Raw genomic sequence first — 22047 nt, 5'->3', positions numbered from 1 at the left:
GATGGTCCGGGACCAGAAGGCGGGGCAACCGCACACGGTGAAGCCCCGCCACGGGACGGCCGGGCTTTCGGAGTGCTCGAGGCGCCGCGTGCCACGTCGCCTGGCACGCCTCGTGCCCGGGGCGAAAACCCCTTGCCCGACCGCCGGACGGGCAACACACAGTGGACCGACAGCACCGAGGCATGCCGGATGCGGCCCCGCTCCAAGGACCTCGTGGCACTGCGCGCCTTCACAGCCCAGCACGCCGCCGCTCACGCGAAGGCGGCCCGACCGCGCCCGCACCCGGACCGGGCTTGATTCACTTCGGCGGACATCCAGGATCAGGGACCGGGTCCCGGAAGGATGTCCACCACGGAGGGCATGGGGAGGAAGAAGCCGCGTCCTCGCCGCTCGTTCACGGCGGAGTTCGAGGCAGAGACCGTCGAGGCGTGCCGAGGCGGCGACCGCTCCATCGGCCGGGTCGCCCAGGGTGGACTCGATCGATCAACGCAACAGGGCCGTCAGCGCATCGGCCGGCGTGTCGAAGCCGAGCGTTCCGCGAGGACGGCTGTTCGGTTTGAGCGCGATGGCGTCGAGGTCGTCCTGGGGCAGGCGCCCCATGCTGGTGTCTTCGGGCAGGTACTGACGGGGCAGGCGATCGGGTTCTCGTTCGTGCCGCGCTGCCACGGGCTGCGCGGGTCGGCGAAGTGCACGTCAAGGCCGGTGGCAGCGGTCGTCTCCTGGTGACCGGCGAGCTCCGTCCCGCGATCCCGCGTCAGGGTCTTGCGGAGCGTGGTGGGCGGGCTGCGTGGCTTCTCGGACAGCCGCGCGGTGACGGCGGCTGCGTCTCGGCCGTCGCACCGGACCGGACTCGCGAAGCGGGGGGAACGTTCGACGACCGCGGCGATCCGAGTCGGACTGCGGCCCGGGAGCAGGTCGCCCTCCCAGCGGTCCGGCACCGTGCGGCTGTCGGCTTCGACAGGCCACTCGCGGAGGGAGACCGCGTCCATGGTCTGCGAACGCCACCGGCCCGACACGGTGTCCTCGGTTCCCCAGCCGTCCCACAGGGCCCGAACGCCCTCCCGGGTCCGGCCACGACCGGGGGGGGGAGGGCTCGGCCGACTGGCCGGGGCCGCCCCTCAGGAGGGGGCGCGGAGCCGGATCGAGGGCGTGGGGACGGCACCGTGGTGTTCCGGGCCGGCTCCCGGCGTCAGTCCGGGTCAGTCGTGGAGATCACCACCATCTTGGTCACCGTGCCGTCGTCGCCGACCACGTCGCGCACGTGTCGGGTGCCCAGGCGGCGGCACAGTGCCAGGCTGGCGGTGTTGTCGGCGCCGACCATGCCGTAGACCTCCTTCAGGCCCAGGTTGTCGGCGGCGTGGCGGAGCAGACCGCGGATCACTTCGGTGCCCAGGCCCCGGCCCCAGTGCTCGGGGGCGAGGGCGGTGATCAGTTCGTGGCCGTCGACGTTGCCGGTCTTCTTCACCTCCGCGTGGCCGACGTAGACCTCCTCGCGCCACAGTCCCCACACGTCGAACCTGCGCTTCGGGTAGACCTCGGTGAGGATGGCGCGGAACAGCGTGCGGAGGTCGGCCTTCGGCACGCGTTCCTGGCCCATCCAGCGGCAGACCTCCTCGTCGCGCAGCAGGGCCACGAAGACGTCCTCGTCCTCGGGGCGGTAGGGCCGGAACGTGAGTCGTTCGGTGTGCAGGACCGGTGTCATGACGGCTCCTCGGGACGGACTGGCGGACGGGCGGGCAGGCAGGGCCGAGGCCGGGGTGCGGTGGTGGGACGCATCCCGGCCTGCGCTTCGTGGCTGCGCGGGGCGCGTCAGGCTTCGGCGTTCTCCATGCGCTCGCGCAGGCTGCGCGGGCGCATGTCGGTCCAGACCTCGTCGACGTAGGCGGAGCACTCCGCCTCCGTGCCCTCCTTGCCGACGGGCTGCCAGCCGGCGGGCACCTCGACGTCGACTGGCCACAGCGAGTACTGCTCCTCGTCGTTGCGCAGCACCTGGTAGCGGGTGTTCTCGTCCATGTCTGTCGGTCTCGCTCTCTCGGGTCGGACGGGTGGTGGGCGATGGGCTGCTGGTGCGGTGTCGGGCGGTGGGGCACGGACCGGGGGGCGGGGCGTCACCGGTTGTTCCGGGCGTAGCGGGCGATGTGGCGCAGGGCCTCGGCGAAGTCGTCCGCGACACGTCGCACGGTGTCCGTGGCGTGGAGGGCGGGCCGGTGGTGCCAGGTGAAGGACAGCCGGCCGCCCTGCACCGCGCCGACGACCTCCAGCGGGTGGGAGCCGCTGTCGCGCGGGTCGTGGTGCCGTCCGAACGACCCGTGCTCGGCCCGCACCAGGCCGTCGCCGGGGCTCTCCGGGCGGGCGTCCCACTGGCCCAGGTAGTTGAAGACGACCTGTCCGTGCGCAGCCCGTCCGAGCCGCCGGCGCACCTCGGACGGGCCGAAGGTGCGCAGCGCACCGAAGCCCAGGCCGTTGCCGGGCACGGCGCGCAACTGGCGGCGCACCGACTTCACCAGGGCCCGCCAGTCCCGGGCGGGGCCGAGGTCGGCGGGTTCGGGCACCTGGAGGGCGACGGGGTGGACGGTGGTGAACCAGCCGACCGTGCGGGAGAGGTCCACGTCGTCGAGGACGTCCTCGCGGCCGTGCCCCTCCAGGTCCAGGCGGACCTCCTCGCGGCCGGTCCAGCGGGCCAGGGCCAGGGCGAGGGCAGCGAGCAGCACGTCGTTGACGCGGGTGCGGTAGGCGGTCGGCGCGGCGCGCAGCAGTGCCTCGGTGTCCGCCTCGTCCAGTTCGACGGTGAGCGTGTCGACGACACCGGTCCGCGGCCCGGCCGATGCCTCGGCCGGCAGCGGCTCGGCGTTCACCGCCCGTTCCCAGTAGGGCAGTTCGTCGTCGAGGGCACCGGCCGCGACGTGCGCGGCGAGGCCTCGGGCCCACTCGCGGAAGGAGGTGGTGCGTTCGCCCAGGCCGACGGTCTCGCCCTGGACGGCCTGCCGGTGGGCGGCCTCCAGGTCGTCGCGCAGGATGCGCCAGGACACGGCGTCCACCACCAGGTGATGGGCGACCAGGAGGAGGAAGGCGGGCCGGCCGGCGTCCCCGGTGAACAGGGCCGCCCGCAACAGCGGGCCGCGCGCCAGGTCGAATCCGGTGTGCAGGTCGTCGGCGGCCTTCTCCATCGCCGCGTCGGCCTCGGCGGGGGTCAGCCCGCTCAGGTCGTGGCGGTTCAGGAGCCGGTCGCGGTCGGTGTCGGACGGCGGCGGGTTGAACTGGCGCCAGCCGTCCTGGTCCTCGGTGAAGCGCATGCGCAGGGCGTCGTGGTGGTCGAGCAGGGCGTTCAGGGCCGTTTCCAGGGCGGCGGCGTCCGGGGCGGTGCCGAGCTCCAGCAGCAGCGACTGGTTGAAGTGGCTGTGACCGGCGCGCGGGCTGGTCAGGAACCACTCCTGGATGGGGGTGAGCGGCACGTCTCCGCTCACCGGGCCGTCCCCGGAGTGCTGGGGCGCGTCGGTGACGACGGTGGCCAGTTCGGCGACCGTCTGGTGGGTGAACAGGTCGCGGGTGGCCAGGTGCAGTCCGTCCCGCCGCAGCCGTGACACGACCTGCATGCTGAGGATGGAGTCGCCGCCGAGGTGGAAGAAGTTGTCGTGCGCGCCGACGTCCGCCACGCCGAGGACGTCGGCCCAGATGCGGGCGATGCGGCGTTCGGTGTCGGTGCGCGGTGCCGTGGGCGGCCCGGCGGCGGTGTGCGTGGGTCCGGGTTCGGGCAGGGCGCCGCGGTCGGTCTTGCCGTTCGGGGTGAGCGGCAGGCGCTCCAGCGGGACGAACGCCGACGGGACCATGTGCGGCGGGAGCAGCCCGGCGAGGTGGTCGCGCAGCTCCGGCACCGGCAGTTCCTCCGTGGTGTCCCCGGCGGGCACGAGGTAGGCCACGAGCCGTCCGCCGGACCGGCCGTCCGGGTCGGTCCCGCCACCGCGTACGGTGACCACCGCGTCGCGCACCCGCGGGCTGCGGCGCAGCGCGCTCTCGATCTCTCCTGGCTCGATGCGGAAGCCGCGCAGCTTCACCTGGTCGTCGGCGCGTCCGGCGAAGCGCAGTTCGCCGGACGCGTCCCAGCGGGCCAGGTCACCGGTGCGGTACATCCGCTCCCCCGGCGCGCCGAACGGGTCGGCGGGGAAACGCGAGGCGGTCAGGCCGGGCCGGTTCAGGTAGCCGCGGGCCAGTCCGGGTCCGGCCACGTACAGTTCGCCGGTGACGCCGGGCGGGACGGGGCGCAGCGCGGCGTCGAGGACGTGGACGCGGGTGGCGCCGGCCGGGCGGCCGATCGGCGGGGCGCCCGTGCCCGGGGCGAGGGGGCCGGTCCAGGTGGCGACGACGGTGGCCTCGGTCGGGCCGTACGAGTTGATCATGCGTCGGCCGGGGGCCCACCGTTCGACGAGGTGGGCCGGGCACGCCTCGGCGCCCACGATGAGGGTGCGCAGGTGCGGCAGGGCGTCGGAGGTCTCGGGGGCGACCGTGGCCAGGGCGGCGGGCGGGATCAGCGTGTGACTGATGCGCCGCTCGGCAAGGACCTGGGCGAGCCGCTCGCCGACGAGTGGGCCTTCCTCCCCGGTGACGAGGGTGGCTCCGCCGAGCAGGGACACGCACAGCTCCAGCACCGAGGCGTCGAAGCTGGGCGAGGCGAACTGCAGGACCCGGTCGCCGGGGCCCGCGTCGTAGCGGTCGGCGGCGGCCGCGGTGAAGGCGGCCAGGCCGTTGTGCGTCACCGTCACGCCCTTGGGTGTGCCGCTGGAACCGGACGTGTAGATCACGTACGCCGGGTGGGCGACGGTCAGCGCGGCCGTGCGGTCGGCGTCCGTCGGCGCGGTGTCCGGCCCGTCCGCGTCCCGTACGGCGGCGGGGTCGTCCAGGACGAGCCAGGCGTCCGCGTCACGCAGCATGAACTCCCGCCGCTGCTCGGGGTAGTCCGGGTCGACGGGCAGGAAGGCACCGCCGGCCTTGGCCACTGCGAGCTGGGCCACCACCGTCTCCGCGCCGCGGGGCAGGGCCAGCGCCACGACCCGCTCGGGTCCCACGCCCCGGGCGATGAGCCGGTGCGCCAGCCGGTTGGCGGCGCGCTCGACCTGCGCGTACGTCAGCTCGCGGCCGTCGGCGTCGGACAGGGCGACGGCGTCGGGCGTGCGGGCGGCCTGCTGTTCGAACAGCTCCGGCAGCGTCGCCGCCGGTACCGGGTGGGCGGCGGGGCGTCCCTGGCCGAGGACGGCCTCGAGTGTCTCGCCGGTGGCGAGGGGCAGGGCGCCCAGGGGCCGGTCGGGTTCGTCGGCCACGGCGGTCAGGAGCGTGCCGAGCTGGTCGGCCATCCGTTCGGCGGTGGCCGCGTCGAACAGGTCGGTGTTGTAGGTGAGCAGGCCGTGCAGTTCTCCGGCGGGGGTCTCGGCGAACTCCAGGGTGAGGTCGAACGCCGCGTGCCGCAGGTCCGTGTCGACGTCGGCGACCTCGATGCCGGGCAGGTCGAGGTCGGCGGCCGGGGCGTTCTGCAGCACCACCATGACCTGGAACAGGGGGGTGCGGCTGGTGTCGCGGACCGGCTGCACCTCGTCCACCACCCGCTCGAACGGCGCCTCCTGATGGGCGAAGGCGTCCAGTACGGTCGCGCGCACCTCGGTGAGGAACTCGGGGAAGGGACGGTCGGGTTCGACGCGGGAGCGCAGGACGAGGGTGTTGACGAAGAACCCGACGAGGTTCTGGGTCTCGGCGCGGTCGCGGCCGGAGGTGACCGTGCCGACGGTGATGTCCCGGCCGCCGGTCAGGCGGGCCAGATAGGTCTGCGCGGCGGCGACCAGTGTGGCGAACAGGGTGGCCTGCCGGTCCCGGCCCACCTGGACGAGGCGGCGGGTCACACCGCGCGGCAGGACGAGGCGCACGGTGGCGCCGTCGTGGGTGCGCACCGCCGGGCGCGGCCGGTCGGTGGGCAGGTCCAGCGTTTCCAGACCGGTCAGGTGCTCCTTCCAGTACGCGAGGTGTTCGTCCGTGCCGCTGCCGCGCTGCCAGTGGGCGTAGTCGGCGTAGCTCACCGGCAGTGGCGGCAACTGCTTGGCGGCCGCGCCCAGTTCGGCTCGGTAGAAGTGAGCCAGGTCGCCGGTGAGCACTCCGGTGGACCAGCCGTCGGTGACGATGTGGTGCAGGGGCAGCGTCAGGACGTGCTCGTCGTCCGAGAGCCTGATCAGCCCCGCGTGCAGCAGCGGGCCGCGCCGCAGGTCGAACGTGCGGGCACGCTCGGCCTCCAGCAGTTCCTCCAGCCGGGCCGTCCGGTCGGTCCCGGCCGTTCCCGACAGGTCGTGCAGCGTCAGCGGCACGACCGGCGCCGGGTGGACGATCTGCACGCCGTGGCCGTCCACCGTGTCGAAGGTGGTGCGCAGCGCCTCGTGCCGCTCGACCAGGGCGCGCAGGGCCGCGGTGAGAGCGGGCACGTCGAGCCGGCCGCGCAGGCGCAGGGCCAGCGCGGTGACGTACTCGCCGCTGCCCGGCGCGAACTCCTCCAGGAACCACAGGCGTTGCTGGGCGTACGACATCGGGGCGGGCGTGTCACGGGGGGCCGGGACGATCGCGGTGGTCGCGGCGTCGTCGGACGGCTCCGCGATGAGCAGGGCGGCGAGGGCGGCGGGGGTGGGGTGGGTGAACACCGCGCGCGGTGACAGGTCGGTGCCGAACGCCTCGGACAGGCGGGCGGCCAGCCGGATGCTGAGGATGGAGTCGCCGCCCAGCTGGAAGAAGTCGTCCTCCACGCCGGGTTGTTGCACGGAGAGGACCTCCGCGAAGACGTCGGCGGTGCGCCGCTCGGCGTCGGTGCGCGGTGCGGTCGGCCCGCCCTGCCGGCCCCCGCTCGCGGGCTCCGGCGCCGGAAGCGCGGCCCGGTCGACCTTGCCGTTGCCGCTGAGCGGCAGCGCGGGCAGGGCGACGAACGCCGAGGGGACGAGGTAGTCGGGGAGCGCGCGCCGGGCGGACTCCCGTACGGCCGTGAGGTCTTCGGGGCCGACCACGTAGGCCACCAGGCGCCGGCTGCCGGGCCGGTCCTCGCGGGCCACGACCGCCACGTCCGCGACGCCGGGGTGCGCCGCGAGGGCCGCCTCCACCTCGCCGGGTTCGACGCGGAAGCCGCGGATCTTCACCTGGTCGTCCACGCGGCCCAGGAACTCGACCGTGCCGTCGGGACGGCGGCGGGCCAGGTCGCCGGTGCGGTACATGCGCGTGCCGGGCGGGCCTGCGGGGTCGGCGAGGAAGCGGGCGGCGGTGTCGCCCGGACGGCCCAGGTAGCCGCGTGCCACCCCCTCGCCGGCGAGGTACAGCTCGCCGGCGCAGCCCGGCGGTACGGGCCGCAGACGGCCGTCGAGGACGTGGACCCGCATGTCGTCGAGCGGGTGGCCGATGGGCACGGCGTGGGGGACGGCCGTCGCGTCGGTGAGCGCGAAGGACGTCGCGAACGTCGTCGTCTCGGTGGGTCCGTAGCCGTCCACGACGGTCAGGCCGGGGCAGGCGGACAGCACACGGCGCACGGCCGCGGCGGGCACCACGTCGCCGCCGGTCCACACCTGGCGCAGGCCGGCGAAGCAGTCCGGCGCGTCCTGCGCCAGCAGCCGGAAGAGGCCGGCGGTCAGCCACAGCGCGCTCAGGCCGCCGTCGCGGGCCAGGTGCCGCAGCAGTGCCGCGTCCACGGGCCGGGGCGGTGCCACGACCACGCAGCCGCCGCCCAGCAGGGGCGCCCACACCTCGAAGGTGGCGGCGTCGAAGGCCACCGGGGAGTGCAGCAGCACCCGGTCGCACACCCCGCCGGTGAAGCGGCTGTCGGTGGCGAGGGCGGCCACGTCGCGGTGGCGTACCGCGACCGCCTTGGGCTCGCCGGTCGACCCGGAGGTGAACATCACGTACGCCGGCCGGTCGGCGTCCGCGGGCACGGCCGCGGGCGCGCCCGGCACGGGGGTGCGTGCGGCGGCGACGTCCGCGGCGGTCAGCTCGGCCGTCGCGCCCGCCCGCTCGATCAGCGTGCGGCGTCGCTCCTCGGGGGCGCGGGTGTCCACCGGTACGTAGGCGCCGCCCGCCTTGAGGACGGCGAGCTGGGCGACGACGAGTTCGGCGCAGCGGTCCATCAGCAGCGCCACCCGGTCCTCCGCCCGCAGGCCGTCGGCGAGGAGCCGGGACGCCACGGCGTCGGACCAGTCGTCGAGGCGGCGGTACGTCAGCTCCGTGTCGCCGTCGCGCAGGGCGGGCGCGTCGGGGGTGCGGCGGGCCTGCTCGGCGAACAGCTCGACGGGGCTGCGCGGCGCCGTCCGCCGGGCGGTGGCGTTCCACCGCTCGAGCAGGGCGCGGTCGTCCTCGGTCAGCAGCTCGAGGCCGCTCATGTCCGCGTCGGCCTCGATGCCGTCGACGAGGGCGGTCAGGGCGACCGCGAGCCTGGCCGCGAGGCGTTCGGCCGTGTCCGCGTCGAACAGCTCGGCGTCGTAGGCGAGGTCGATGCCGAGCCGGTCGCCGAGGTGGGCGCGCAGGCACAGCGGGAAGGTCGGCGCGTCGTCGGCCCGCACCTCCTCGACGTGCACGCCCGTCCGGGCCGTGGCGGACTCGTCGACGGGGTAGTTCTCGAACACCACCATGCTGTCGAACAGCGCCTCGCCCGCCGGGACCTCGCTCAGCGCCTGGATGCGGGGCAGCGCGAGGAAGTCGAAGCGCCGGGCGTCACTCTGCCGCTCCTGCACGCCCCGCAGCCAGGACGCCACTCCCCCGCCCGTGACGCGGATCCGGGTGGGCACGGTGTTGATGAACATGCCGATCATCGCCTCCACGCCCGGCAGTTCGGCCGGACGCCCGGAGACGGTCGTGCCGAACACGACGTCGTCGCGTCCGCCGTGGCGGGCCAGCAGCAGCGCCCAGGCGCCCTCGATCACGGTGTTCACCGTCAGCCCGGCCCGTGCCGCCGTCTCCCGCAGCCGCGCCGAGACCCGCTCGTCAAGCTGCCGGTGCACCGTGGCGGCGGCGCGGGCGCGGTGCGCCTCGGCCGGTGTGCGGTCGTACGGCAGCGGGGTGCGGGCCGGGAAGCCGGCGAGGGTGTCGGCCCAGTACGCCTCGGCCGTCTCCTCGGCCGAGGCGTGCTGGTCCCGCAGCCAGCGCAGGAAGTCGGAGAACGGGCGCCTCACCGGCGCGGGGGCTTCGCGGCCGCCGGTGAGCGCGGCGTAGCGCTCGCACACCTCGGTGAGCAGTTGCCCGGTGCTCCAGCCGTCCAGGATCAGGTGATGGGAGGACCACAGCAGCAGGATCTCGTCGCCGGGCAGCGCGGCCAGGGTGATGCGGGTGAGGGGTGCGGTGGTGAGGTCCATGCCCGCCGTGCGGTCGGCGGCCAGCAGTTCCTCGGTCTCCCTCTCCCGTCGCTCGGGCGTCAGGTGCCGCCAGTCCAGGTGGGTGACGGGCAACTCGACCTGGTGGTGGACGACTTGGACCGGGTGCGGCAGGCCCCGCCAGTGGACGCCGGTGCGCAGGGCCTCGGTGCGGTCGGCGACCTGCTGCCAGGCCGCGGCGAAGACCTGCGGGTCGGTCACCCCGGACAGCCGTACGGCCGTCCGGTCGAAGTAGGCGCCCGCCGTGTCCACCAGGCCGTGGAAGAGCATCCCGGCCTGCAGGGGCGTCAGCGGCAGGACGTCCGCCACGCGCCGGCCGTCGCCCACGAGGCGGTCCAGCTCGCTCTGTCCGAGCCCGGCGAGCGGGAAGTCCGACGGGGTGCGGCCGCCCGCGTCCGGGCGCGTGCAGTGGGCCACGATGTCGCGCAGCGCCGCGCACATCTCGTCGGCGAGCTCACGGACGGTGGACTCGTCGTAGACGGCCGGCGGATAGGTCCAGCCGAGTTCGAGGCGGCCGTCCTGCACGACGCCGGTGATGTCCAGCAGGTAGGGGCGGGGGGCGTCGGGGTCGGTGTCGGTGCCGGCCGGGGGCAGGGCGGCGCCGTAGAGGCCGTTCCTGTCTCCTTCGGCGTCCCACTGGCCGTGGTAGTTGAAGCCGACCTGCGGCACGGGGGCGCCGGCCAGCGGGCTGTCGGGCAGCAGGTGGCGCAGCGCGCCGTGGCTCAGACCGTGCAACGGCACCGCGCGCAGTCGCTCCTTGACCGAGCGCAGGGTGTCGTGCCAGCCGGCGTCGGGGGCGACGGTCAGCGCGAGGGGGAACTCGGCGGTGAACCAGCCGACCGTCCGGGAGAGGTCCATGTCGTCGAAGAGGTCCTCGCGGCCGTGGCCCTCCACGCCGACCAGCACGGTGTCGCGCCCGCACCAGCGGGCCAGGGTGCGGCCGAGGGCGCTGAGCAGGACGTCGTTGACCTGGGTGCGGTAGACCTCCGGGACCCGGCGCAGCAGGGCCTCGGTCGTCTCCGGTTCCAGCAGCACGGTGACCGTGGCTGCGGTGCCGTGGGTGTTGGGGCCGGGCCGGCCCGCGGGCAGGTCGGCGGGGGCCGCCGCGGTGCGCTCCCAGTGGGGGAGGTCGCCGTCCAGGGCGCCGGAACGGGTGTGCGTCTCCAGCCGGGCCGCCCAGTGGCCGTACGCGGTGGTGGCCGGGGGCAGGTCGACGGGGCGTCCGTCCGCGGCGCAGCGGTGGGCGGTCTCCAGGTCGGCGAGCAGGATCCGCCAGGAGACACCGTCGACAACCAGGTGGTGGACGGTGAGCAGAAGGCGCGCGGGCAGGTCCGGGCCGCGGTCGAAGAGCAGGACGCGCACCACCCGGCCCTCGGTCGGGTCGAGGGACGCCCGGGCCGCGTCCGCCGCGCGCCGCACCTCGGCCTCCAGCGCGGCGCCGTCCAGGCCGGTCACGTCGTGGTGGGTGAGGATGCCGTCCGGGACGTCCGGCAGGACTTCCTGGCGCCGGCCGTCGTCGGTGCGGCGGAAGCGGGTGCGCAGGGCCGGATGGTGGCGGACGAGGGCGTCGACGGCGGGGCGCAGGGCGGACCGGTCGGTTCCGGGGGCCAGTTCGAGGTGCTGCGACATGGTGAAGCGCAGCGGGTCGTCGGCGCGGCGGCCGTCGAGGTACCAGCGCTGGATGGGCGTGAGCGGTGCCTCGGCGGGCGGAGCCGCGTCCGCCGCTGCGGGGGCCGCCCGGGTGACGCGGAGGGCGAGTTCGGCGACGGTCTGGTGACGGAAGACGTCCTTGGTGGTCAGCGCCAGTCCGGCCTGGCGGGCGCGGGAGACGATCTGGATGCTGAGGATGGAGTCGCCGCCGAGCGCGAAGAAGTTGTCCCGCGCGCCCACCCGTTCCACCCGCAGGACGTCCGCCCAGATCGCGGCCAGCGTCCTTTCGGTGCCGGGGCGCGGTGCCACGTACGTCGTGGCGGGGTCCGGTTGCGCGGGCGGGGCGGGCAGGGCGCGCCGGTCGGTCTTGCCGCTGCTGGTGCGCGGTATTCGCGCCAGCGGGACGAACGCCGCCGGCACCATGTGGTCCGGCAGGGTGCGCCGGAGCGCGAGGCGCAGTTCGTCGGCGGTCGGGACGGCTTCCCGGGCGGGCACCAGGTGGGCCACGAGCATGAGCCGGCCCGCGTGTTCGCGTGCCGTCACGACGGCCTCGGACACGTCCGGGTGGGCGAGCAGCGCGGCCTCGACCTCGCCGGGTTCGATGCGGAACCCGCGGATCTTGATCTGCTCGTCGGCGCGGCCCAGGAACTCCAGCAGTCCTCGCTCGTCCCAGCGGGCGCGGTCGCCGGTGCGGTACATCCGCTCCCCGGGCCCGCCGAACGGGTCGGCGAGGAAACGCGACGCGGTCAGGCCGGGGCGGCCCAGGTAGCCGCGGGCCACCTGCACGCCCGCGAGGTACAGCTCGCCGGGCACGCCGGGCGGCACCGGGCGCAGGGCGCCGTCGAGGACGTAGGCGCGCAGGTTGCGGCCGGGGCGCCCGATGACCGGTCGGTCCGGGTGTTCGGCGCAGCGCCCGTACGCGGCGTCGACGGTGCACTCGGTGGGCCCGTACACGTTGTACGCGGTGACGCCGAGGCCGGCGGCGGCGCACAGCTCCCGCCAGGTGTCGGGGCCCGTCGCCTCGCCGCCGACCATGAGGACGCGCGGGTGGTGGCGGCCGGGTGCGAGGAGGCCGGCGGCGGTGAGTTCGCGCAGGAAGGACGGGGTGACGTTCACCAGGTCCAGGCGGCGTTCGGAGACCTGGGCGCAGAACGCTTCCGGGTCCAGGCGCACGTCCTCGTCGACGAGGTGGACCTCCTGCCCGAGGGCGAGCAGCAGCGGCCCCTCCCAGGAGGTGTCGAAGGAGAACGAGGCGCTCAGCGCGGCGCGCAGCCGGCGCCCGTCCGCGGTGTGCGGTGCGACGAGCCCCTCGCGGTGATCGTGGCAGAGGTTGACCAGGTGGCGGTGTTCGACGACGACGCCCTTGGGGCGGCCGGTGGAGCCGGAGGTGTAGACGATGTAGGCGGCGTGGTCCGGGCGCAGCGGGGCCGGGCGGTCGCGGTCGGTGGGGTCGTGGGCGGGCAGCCGGTCCCACGGCACCTCGCGCAGTGTGCCGGCGGTCAGCACGGTGTGCGGGGCCGCGTCCGCGAGGAGGTGGGCGACGCGCTCCTCGGGCAGGTCGGGGTCGAGGCAGAGGAGGGCTCCGCCCGCCTTGGCGACGGCGAGCACCGCCACCAGCAGGTCGGAGGTGCGCGGAAGCCGTACGGCGACCACCCGCTCGGGGGCGACGCCCTGGGCGACGAGGTGGTGTGCGAGCCGGTTGGCGCGCTCGTTGAGGGTGGCGAAGTCGAGCGTGGCGTCCCGTGCCACCAGGGCTGTGACGTGCGGGGTGCGGGCGGCCTGCGCCTCGAACAGGGCGGGGAAGGTGGTCCGGGGAACCGCGAGCCGCGGCCCCTGCCAGTCGTGGAGCACCCGGCGCCGCTCGGCCGCGGTCATCAGCTCCAGCACCCGCACGTCCCGGTCGGGGTCCTGCGCCGCTGCCTCCAGCAGCAGCCGCAGGCGGGCGGCCAGGCGCCGGACGGTGTCCTCGTCGAACAGGCCGGTGTCGTACTCCAGGTGGCCGGTGACGCCGTCGTCGCCCTCCACGAAGTCGAAGGCCAGGTCGAACGTGGCGTGCCGGACCGGCGGCATGACCGGCTCGACGTCCAGGTCCGGGAGCGTGGGCGTCTCGGCGCCCAGGTTGTGCAGGGCGACCATGACCTGGAACAGGGGGGTGCGGCTGGTGTCCCGCTCGGGCTGGAGGGCATCCACCAGCCGCTCGAAGGGCACGTCCTGGTGGGCGAACGCCTCCAGGACGGTGCCGCGCACCTGCTTCAGCAGCGCGCGGAACGACGTGCCGGGGCGCACCCGGTTGCGCAGCACCAGCGTGTTCACGAACATGCCGACCACGTCGTGCAGCTCGGAGCGCTCACGGCCCGCGGTGACGGTGCCGACGGCGAAGTCGTCCTGGTCGGCCCAGCGGGACAACAGAGCCGTGCAGGCGGTCAGCAGCGTCATGTACAGGGTGGCGTCGGCCTCCCGGCCCCGTTCGCGCAGCCGGTCGGTCAGTTCGGCGGGCAGGGTGAAGGTCACCAGCGCGCCGTCCCGGGTCCGTACGGCGGGACGCGGCCGGTCGGTCGGCAGCTCGAGCGGGGGCACCGCGTCCAGCGTCTCGCGCCAGTGGGCGAGTTGCTGCTCGACGTGGTCGGTGCGGGCGCGCTGCCAGGCGGCGTGGTCGGCGTACCGGACGGGCAGCGCGGGCAGCCGGGGGCGGCGGCCCTCGTGTGCCGCCGCGTACAGCTCGCCCAGGTCCCGGCCGAGGACGCCCAGCGACCAGCCGTCGGTGACGATGTGGTGGACGGCGAGTACGAGAACGTGCTCGCCGTGCTCTCCGGCGGCCAGGCGGGCCAGCCGGGCGCGCAGCAGCGGCCCGGCCGCCAGGTCGAAGGGCGTGGCGGCCTCGCGCTCCAACAGCGCGTCCAGCGCCGCCCGCGCGTCCGGGGCCGTGGTGAGGTCGTCCACGGGCAGGTCGACCCGGTGCGGCGGGTTCACCGACTGCCGTGCCCGTCCGTCCTGTTCGGTGAACGTGGTGCGCAGCGCCTCGTGCCGGGCGACCAGGCCGTCCAGCGCGGTGCGCAGGGCGCTCACGTCGAGCGGTCCGCGCAGGCGGAGCACGGACAGCGTCGTGTACTCGGTACTGCCGGGCTCGAACCGGTCGAGGAACCACAGGCGTTGCTGGGCGTACGACAGCGGCGCCGGGGTCTGCGGGGCGGTCGCCGGTATCGCGTCGGCCTGCGGGGCGGTCGCGTCGTCGGCCGGTTCGCCGAGCTCGGCGGCCAGCGCGGCCACCGTGGGGCGGGTGAACAGCAGCCTCGGGGAGACATCGGAACCGAACGAGGCGCGCAGCCGGGCGGTGACGCGGACGGCGAGGATGGAGTCGCCGCCGAGCGCGAAGAAGTCGTCCCCGGCGTTCACCTCCTCGACTCCCAGCACGTCCGCCCAGGCGGCGGCGACCAGCCGTTCGGCGGGCGTGCGCGGCGGTGTCCGGTCGGTTCCGGTGGCGTAGCCGTCCGGTCCCGGCGCGGGCAGCGCGCGCCGGTCGAGCTTGCCGTTGACGGTGAGCGGCAGCGCGTCCATCGGCACGTAGGCGGCGGGCACCATGTGGGCGGGCAGCAGGCGCTCCAGGTGGGCGCGCAGCTGGGCCGCCGCGGGGGCCTCGTCGCCGGAGCCGACGACGTGCGCCACGAGCCGGCGGGTGCCGGAGGCGTCCTCGAACACGCCGACCGCGGCCTCGGCGACGCCGGGGTGGGTGTGCAGGGCCGCCTCGATCTCGCCGGGTTCGATGCGGTAGCCGCGGATCTTCACCTGGGCGTCGGCGCGGCCCAGGTACTCCAGGGTGCCGTCGGCCCGCCACCTGGCCCGGTCGCCCGTGCGGTACATGCGGCTGCCGGCCTGCCCGAAGGGCTCGGCGAGGAAGCGGGCGGCGGTGAGGCCGGGGCGGCCCAGGTAGCCGCGGGCCAGGCCCTCGCCCGCCACGAAGAGTTCGCCGATGGCGCCGGGCGGCACGGGCGCCAGGTCCGCGTCGAGCACGTACACCCGCAGGTCCTCGATGGCCGTGCCGATGGGACCGGCGGAGCCGTCCGCGCCGGTGGCGGGGTCGAGCGGGGCGTGGGTGACGTGCACGGTGGTCTCGGTGATGCCGTACATGTTGACCAGCCGCGGGGAGGAGGCCGGGTGGCGCGTCCACCAGTCGGCGAGCCGGCCGACGTCCAGGGCCTCACCGCCGAAGATCACCGTGCGCAGCGCGAGGCGGGCACCGGTTTCGGGGTGTTCGGCGTCCGCGCGGATCAGCGGGTAGAACGCGGACGGCGTCTGGTTGAGGACGGTGACCTGCTCGTCCGCCAGCAGGCGTAGGAAGTCCTCCGGGGAGCGGGCGGTCTCGTCGGGCACGACGACGAGCCGGCCGCCGTGCAGCAGCGGGCCCCACAGCTCCCACACCGAGAAGTCGAACGCGTAGGAGTGGAACATCGTCCACACGTCGTCCGCGCCGAAGCCGAACCAGTGGCTCGTGCGGGTGAACAGCCGCACCACGTTGGCGTGCGGGATCACCACGCCCTTGGGGCGGCCGGTGGAGCCGGAGGTGTAGATGGCGTAGGCGGGGCTCTCCGGCAGCGGCCGGCGGGCCGGGGCGGGGCCGGTGGCCGGGCGGCGGGCGAGGTCGGCCTCGACGTCCGGGTCGTCGAGGAGGAGGACGGGCACGTCGGTGCCGTCGGCCCGTGCCGCCGTGCCGGTCGTGGTCACCAGCGTCACCGGGGCGGCGTCGGCGAGGAGGTGGCCGATGCGTTCGGCGGGCGAGGCCGGGTCGATCGGCAGGTAGGCCGCGCCGGTCTTCAGCACGGCGAGGATCGCGACGACCTGGTCGCAGGAGCGGGGCAGCGCGAGGGCGACGAACCGCTCGGGTGCGGCGCCGAGTTCGGCGAGCCGGTGGGCGAGCCGGCCGGCGCGGACGTCGAGCGTCGCGTAGTCCAGACGCTCGGCTCGGCAGGTGACGGCGACGGCGCCGGGCGTGCGGGCGGCCTGCGCCTCGAACAGGTCCACCAGGGTCTGAGCGGGGCGGCCCCGTTCGGTGCCGTTCCAGTCGGTGAGCATCCGCCGCCGTTCCCCGGCCGTCGGCCGGGCCAGGGTGCGCAGCGGCCGGTCGGGGCCGTCGGCCAGCTCCGTGAGCAGCAGGCACAGCCGGTCGGCGAGCGAGCGGACGGTCGTCGCGTCGAACAGGGCGGGATCGTAGGCGAGGTCGAAGCCGAGGCGTTCGCCGTGGTGGGCGCGCAGGACGAGCGGGTAGTTGGTGGCGTCGCGGGAGGTCACCTCGGCCAGGCGCACCCCGGATTCGGCCGTGCGGGCCTCGTCGAAGGGGTAGTTCTCGAAGGCGACCATGCTGTGGAAGAGCGGGCTGCCGGACGGCACGTCGCTCAGCTGGGTCAGCTCGGCCAGCGACACGGCCGCGAACCGCCTCGACTCGGCCTGGGCGTCCTGCAGTTCCCGCAGCCACGCGTCGGCCGTGCGCTCGGCGTCGACGCGTATTCGGGTGGGCAGGGTGTTGATGAACATGCCCACCATCGACTCGACGCCGGGCAGGTCCTCGGGCCGGCCGGAGACGGTGGTGCCGAACACCACGTCGTCCTCGGCGCCGTACCGGGCCAGCAGCAGCGCCCAGGCGCCCTGCACGACCGTGCTGAGGGTGAGTCCGGCGTCGCGTGCGGTGCGTACCAGCCGGGCCGACGTCTCGTCGTCCAGGCCGGCCGTGTGCACGTCCGCGGAGCGGGCCAGGTGGGCCTCGCGCAGGGGACGGTCGGCGGGCAGCGGGGTGGGGGTGGTGAAGCCGGCGAGGACCTCCTGCCAGTGCGTGCGGGCGGCGTCGGGGTCCTGCTCGGCGAGCCGGCGCACGTAGTCGCCGAAGGGGCGCCGTACCGGCGGCCGGGACTCGGCGCCGGCGGTGAGTGCCGCGTACTCCTCGCACACCTCGGTCAGCACCTGGGCCAGGCTCCAGCCGTCCAGGATCAGGTGGTGGGAGGTCCACAGCAGGTGCAGTCGCGCGTCGGGCAGCCGGACCAGGGTCAGCCGCATCAGCGGCGCGGCGGCGAGGTCGATGCCGCGGGCCAGGTCGTCCGCCCGCAGCCGGGTGAGGCGCTCGGCCCGCTCCGGCTCGTCCAGGTCGCGCCAGTCGAGGTGGGTCACCGGCACCCGCACGTCCCGGTGGACGACCTGGAGGGGCACCGGTACGTCCTCCCAGACCACGCGGGTGCGCAGGGCGGGCGTCCGCCCGGTGACGCGCTGCCAGGCCGCGGCGAAGGCGTGCGGGTCGGCGACGCCGTCCAGCAGGAGCGCCGCCTGGTCGACGTAGACGTCCTCGGGGCCGCCGACCAGCCGGTGGAAGAGCATGCCCTCCTGCAGCGGGGTCAGCGGCAGTACGTCCTCCACGTCCCGCCCGTCGCCGACCAGCCGGTCCAGGCGGTCCTGGTCGAGGCGGGCCAGCGGGAAGTCGGACGGGGTGCGGCCGCCCGCCCCGGGGCGGCCGCAGTGATCGGCGATGGCGGCGAGCGCGCGGGTCATGCCGTCGGCGAGGGTGCGGACGGTGCTCTCGTCGTGCACCTGGTCGCTGTAGTGCCAGGTGATCTCCAGTTCGCCGCCGGCGACCACGGCGGAGATGTCCAGCAGGTGGGCCGGCGGCTCGTCGGCGGCGATGTCACGGCCGGGCGCCTCGTCCGCCGGGGCGAAGTCCCGCCCGTCGCCGGCCTCCCACTGGCCGTGGTAGTTGAAGCAGACCTGCGGCAGCGGCAGGTCCCGCAGGGCGCGGGCGGCCGGGTCGGGCGAGCCGAGGCGGGCCAGTGCCTCGTAGCCGAGGCCGTGCCGGGGTACGGCTCGCAGGCGCTCCTTCACCGTCTTGAGGGTCGTGTCCCAGTCGGGTGCGTCGGACGGTCCGGCGGGCGCCAGGGTGACGGGGTACTGGGTGGTGAACCAGCCCACCGTGCGGGACAGGTCCAGCGTGTCGTCCTCGCGACCGTGGCCCTCCAGGGTGACGGTCACCCGCTCGGTGCCCGTCCAGTCGGCGAGGACCCGGCTCAGCGCGCTGAGCAGCACGTCGTTGACCTGCGTGCGGTAGACGGCGGGCACCTGGCGCAGGAGGGCCTCGGTGGTGGCGCGGTCCACGCGGGTGCGGAGGGTGCGGACCGAGCCGGCGAGCGGGGTGCCGGGGCGGTCCACGGGCAGCGGGGTACGGGGTTCGGCGGCCTCGGCCGTCCAGTGCGGCAGGTCGGCGTCGAGGTCTCCGGCGCGTACCCGGCGGGAGAGGTGCGCGGCCCAGTCGGCGAACGGCGTGGAGACGGGATCCAGTTGGATCGGGGCGCCCTGGGTCGCCTGCCGGTAGGCCTGTGCGAGGTCGGCGAGGAGGATGCGCCAGGAGACGGAGTCCACCGCCAAGTGGTGCACGGTGAGGAACAGTCGGGGACGCTCGCCGGAACAGGACAGCAGGGCGGCGCGCAGCAGGGTGCCGGTTTCCGGGTCGAGGGCGGCGCGGGCGGCCTCTGCGGCCTCTTCGCGGGCGGCCGTCGCGTCGGCGGCGCGGGAGAGGTCGTGGCGGGTGAGCAGGCCGGTGACCGGGCCGTCGCCGGGGTGCTGGCGCCAGGTGTCCCCCGAGCGGGCGAAGCGGGTGCGCAGCGCGGGGTGGTGGGCGGCCAGTGCTTCCAGGGACCGCTCCAGGGACCGCTCGTCCAGGTCGTGCGGCAGGTCCAGCAGCATCGACATGCTGAAGTGCCGCAGCGGGCCGTGCGTGGCGAAGAACCACTCCTGGACCGGCGTCAGCGGCGCCGGACCCTCCTCGCGCGTCCGCCGGGGCGCGGGCGCCTCGGCGGCGCGCGCGGACGCGGCGGCGGCGAGTTCGGCGACGGTCTGGTGGCGGAAGACGTCCCGCGAGGTCAGGTGCAGGCCCGCCGCGCGGGCGCGGGAGACGGCCTGGATGCTGAGGATGGAGTCGCCGCCCAGCTCGAAGAAGTTGTCCGTCACGCCGACCCGGCGCGCGCCCAGCACCTCGGCCCAGATGCGGGCGAGGGTCTCCTCCTGCGGGGTGCGCGGGGCGACGAACTCCTTGTCGCGCTCGCCGCCGTCGAGGTCGGGGGCGGGCAGGGCCCGCCGGTCGATCTTGCCGCTGACGGTCATCGGCAGGGCGTCGAGCACGGTGAAGGAGGACGGCACCATGTGGTCGGGCAGCACGCGCCGGCAGGCCGCCCGCACGTCGGCCGCGGTGAGCCGTGCGTCGCGGTCCGCGGGGACGAGGTAGGCGGCGAGCCGGGTGTGGCCGTGCGGGTCGGTGACGGCGACGACCGCGGCGGCGGCGACCTCGGGCCGGTCCGTCAGGGCCGCCTCGACCTCGCCGGGTTCGATGCGGTGGCCGCGCACCTTGACCTGGTCGTCGGCCCGCCCCAGGTGGTCCAGGCGCCCGTCGGCGGTCCAGCGGGCCAGGTCACCGGTGCGGTACATGCGGGCGCCGGGTGATCCGAACGGGTCGGGCAGGAAGCGTGCGGCGGTGAGCCCCGGCCGGCCCGCGTAGCCGCGCGCCAGTTGCACGCCGGCCAGGTACAGTTCGCCGCCGACCCCGGGCGGCACGGGCCGCAGCCCGTCGTCGAGGACGTAGGCGCGCACATTGGCGAGCGGCCTGCCGACGGTCGGACGGCCGTCGCCCTCGATGCGGCAGGCCAGGGCGTCGACCGTGCACTCGGTGGGCCCGTAGAAGTTGTACGCGGCCACGTCCCGCCGCTCGGCCAGCTCCCGCCACAGGCCGGGCCCGACGGCCTCGCCGCCGAGCATCAGCACCCGGGGGTGATGGCGCGGGTCGGTGAGCAGTCCGGCGGGCAGCAGTTGGCGCAGGTGGGTGGGGGTCAGGTCGAGGAAGTCGATGCGGTGCTCGACGACGTACTCGACCAGCTCGGCGGCGTCCAGCCGGGTCGTCTCGTCGACCAGGTGCAGCGGGTGGCCGTCGGCCATCAGCAGCACACCCTCCAGTGAGGTGTCGAAGGAGAACGACGCCGTCAGCGCCACCCGCAGCGGCCCGCCTCCCGCCTCGGCGACGAAGCCCTCGCGATGGCCCGCCAGGAGGTTCGCCAGGGACCGGTGCGCCACGGCCACGCCCTTGGGGCGGCCGGTGGAACCGGAGGTGTAGATGACGTAGGCGCTGGTGTCGGGGTGCGGTGGGGCGAGCCGGTCGGCGGCCGTGTCGGGGACTTCCCGCAGCGCGGCTTCGTCCAGGACGAGCGCCGGCCGCGCGTCGTCCAGCAGGAACCGCACCCGGTCCTCGGGCAGCGCGGGATCCAGGGGCAGATAGCCGGCGCCGGCCTTCCAGACGGCGAGGATCGCCACGATCATGTCGGCGGTGCGCGGCAGCCTGAGGGCGACCAGCCGCTCGGGTCCCGCGCCGCGTGCGGTCAGGTGGCGGGCCAGACGGTCGGCTCGCGCGTCGAGCGTCGCGTAGTCCAGGCGTACGTCCCCGGCGACCAGGGCGGTGGCGTGCGGGGTGCGGGCGGCCTGCCGCGCGAACAGCTCGGGCACCGTCTCCTCGGGCACGGGCCGCGCGGTCGCGTTCCAGTCCCGCGTCACCTGGCGCGTCTGCCGGGGCGAGAGCAGGGGCAGGGCGCCGAGCGGGCGGTCCGGTTCGGCGGTGGCGCCGTCCAGCGTGCGCAGCAGCTGGTCCGCCATGCGCTCGGCGGTGGCCGCGTCGAACAGGTCGGTGCGGTACTCCAGCAGGCCGGTCAGCCCGTCCCCGTCCGGGACGAACTCCACGCTCAGGTCGAACGTGGCGGCCTGCCGGGGCACGGCGACCGGGGCGGTGGCCAGGCCGTGCGGGTCGGGGGCGGCGGGCGGCGCGGGGTGCAGCAGGACCATCACGTCGAACAGGGGGTTGCGGCCCGCCTCCCGGGTCGCGCCAACGGCCTCCACCAGCCGCTCGAACGGCGTGTCGCCGTGCTCGAAGGCGCCGTTGACGGTGTCCGCGGCAGCGGCGAGCAGATCGCGGAAGGAGCCTCCGGTCTCGACGCGGGTGCGCAGCACGACGGTGTTGACGAAGAACCCGACGGCCCGTTCCAGGTCGGTGCGCCCGCGTCCGGGGGTCAGCGAGCCGACGGTGATGTCGTCCTGCCCGGACCAGCGGGCCAGCAGGGCCTGGCAGGCGGCGACCAGGGCGGTGAACAGCGTGGTGTGCTGCTCGGCCGCGAGGTGCTTCAGCCGGGCCGCGGTGGCCGCGGGCACGGTGAAGGTGTGCACCGCGCCCGCGCCGGACTCCTCGCCGCGGCGCGGCCGGTCCAGCGGCAGCTCGGGCGCCACCGTACCGGCCAACTGCTCCTTCCAGTAATCCAGTTGACGCTCCAGCCGGGTCCCGGACAGTTGCTCGCGCTGCCAGACGGCGAAGTCCGGGTACTGCGTGGCCACCGGCGGCAGCGCGGGCCGCGCGCCCCGCGCGAGGGCGTCGTAGGCGGCGCACAGCTCCTCCAGCAGCACGCCCATCGACCAGCCGTCGGTGACGATGTGATGGGCCGTCAGCAGCAAGACGTGCGCGTCGTGCGACTCCCGCAGCAGCAGGGCGCGCAGCAGCGGCCCGGTCCGCAGGTCGAAGGGGCGCTCGTACTCGGCCGACAGCAGCGCGTCCAGGTCCGTCGGCCCGTCGCCGGGAGCCGTCAGGTCCCGGAGGGGCAGCGGGAGCGGCCCGGCGGGGTGCACGGTCTGCGCGGGTGTGCCGTCGGTCTCCTGGAACGTGGTGCGCAGCGCCTCGTGCCGCCCCACCACGTGCTCCAGCGCGCCGGACAGGGCGGTGTGGTCGAGGGTTCCGGTCAGGCGCAGCGCGACGGCGCTGTTGTAGCGCGGGTCGCCGGGGCGCAGCCGGTCCAGGAACCACAGGCGCTGCTGGGCGAAGGACAGGGGCAGCGGCCGGCTGCGGTCCGCGTGCCCGATGGCCTGCCGGGCGGCGGCGCCGGGGGTGTCGGCGGCCCGTCCGGCGAGCCGGCGGCGGAGCACTTCCTGGAGGTCCTGCGGCAGGGCCTCGGCGCGGTTTCGCTTCGAAGACGTCATG

4 protein-coding genes and 1 pseudogene are annotated in these 22047 nt (G+C 75.4%); all 5 read right to left on the bottom strand.

The window, feature by feature from the left end:
- Nucleotides 1-483: 483 nt before the first annotated feature.
- The 5 genes and pseudogenes from JL475_RS39975 to JL475_RS14660 all read right to left on the bottom strand — a co-directional run bounded on the left by JL475_RS39975 (nt 484) and on the right by JL475_RS14660 (nt 22046).
- Nucleotides 484-666, bottom strand: coding sequence for a hypothetical protein (locus JL475_RS39975; protein WP_237407133.1), 183 nt, complete (start codon nt 664-666; stop codon nt 484-486).
- Nucleotides 667-701: 35 nt separating this feature from the next.
- Nucleotides 702-989: pseudogene (locus tag JL475_RS41710) on the bottom strand (IS30 family transposase); the annotation flags it as partial.
- Between the two features lie 200 nt (nt 990-1189).
- A complete protein-coding gene (locus JL475_RS14670; protein WP_202278038.1) occupies nt 1190-1702 on the bottom strand; it encodes a GNAT family N-acetyltransferase in 513 nt (170 codons plus the stop codon).
- Nucleotides 1703-1809: 107 nt separating this feature from the next.
- Nucleotides 1810-2013, bottom strand: a complete 204-nt coding sequence (locus JL475_RS14665) for an MbtH family NRPS accessory protein (protein ID WP_042166983.1) — start codon at nt 2011-2013, stop codon at nt 1810-1812.
- Between the two features lie 95 nt (nt 2014-2108).
- Entirely contained in the window at nt 2109-22046 is a 19938-nt protein-coding gene (locus tag JL475_RS14660; protein ID WP_202278037.1) for a non-ribosomal peptide synthase/polyketide synthase, read from the bottom strand.
- Between the last annotated feature and the right edge of the window lies 1 nt (nt 22047).

This window comes from Streptomyces sp. M2CJ-2 (genome assembly GCF_016757295.1).
Lineage (GTDB): Bacteria > Actinomycetota > Actinomycetes > Streptomycetales > Streptomycetaceae > Streptomyces.
Note: the sequence above shows the minus strand (reverse complement) of the source record. Positions and strands in the feature narration are given on the sequence as shown.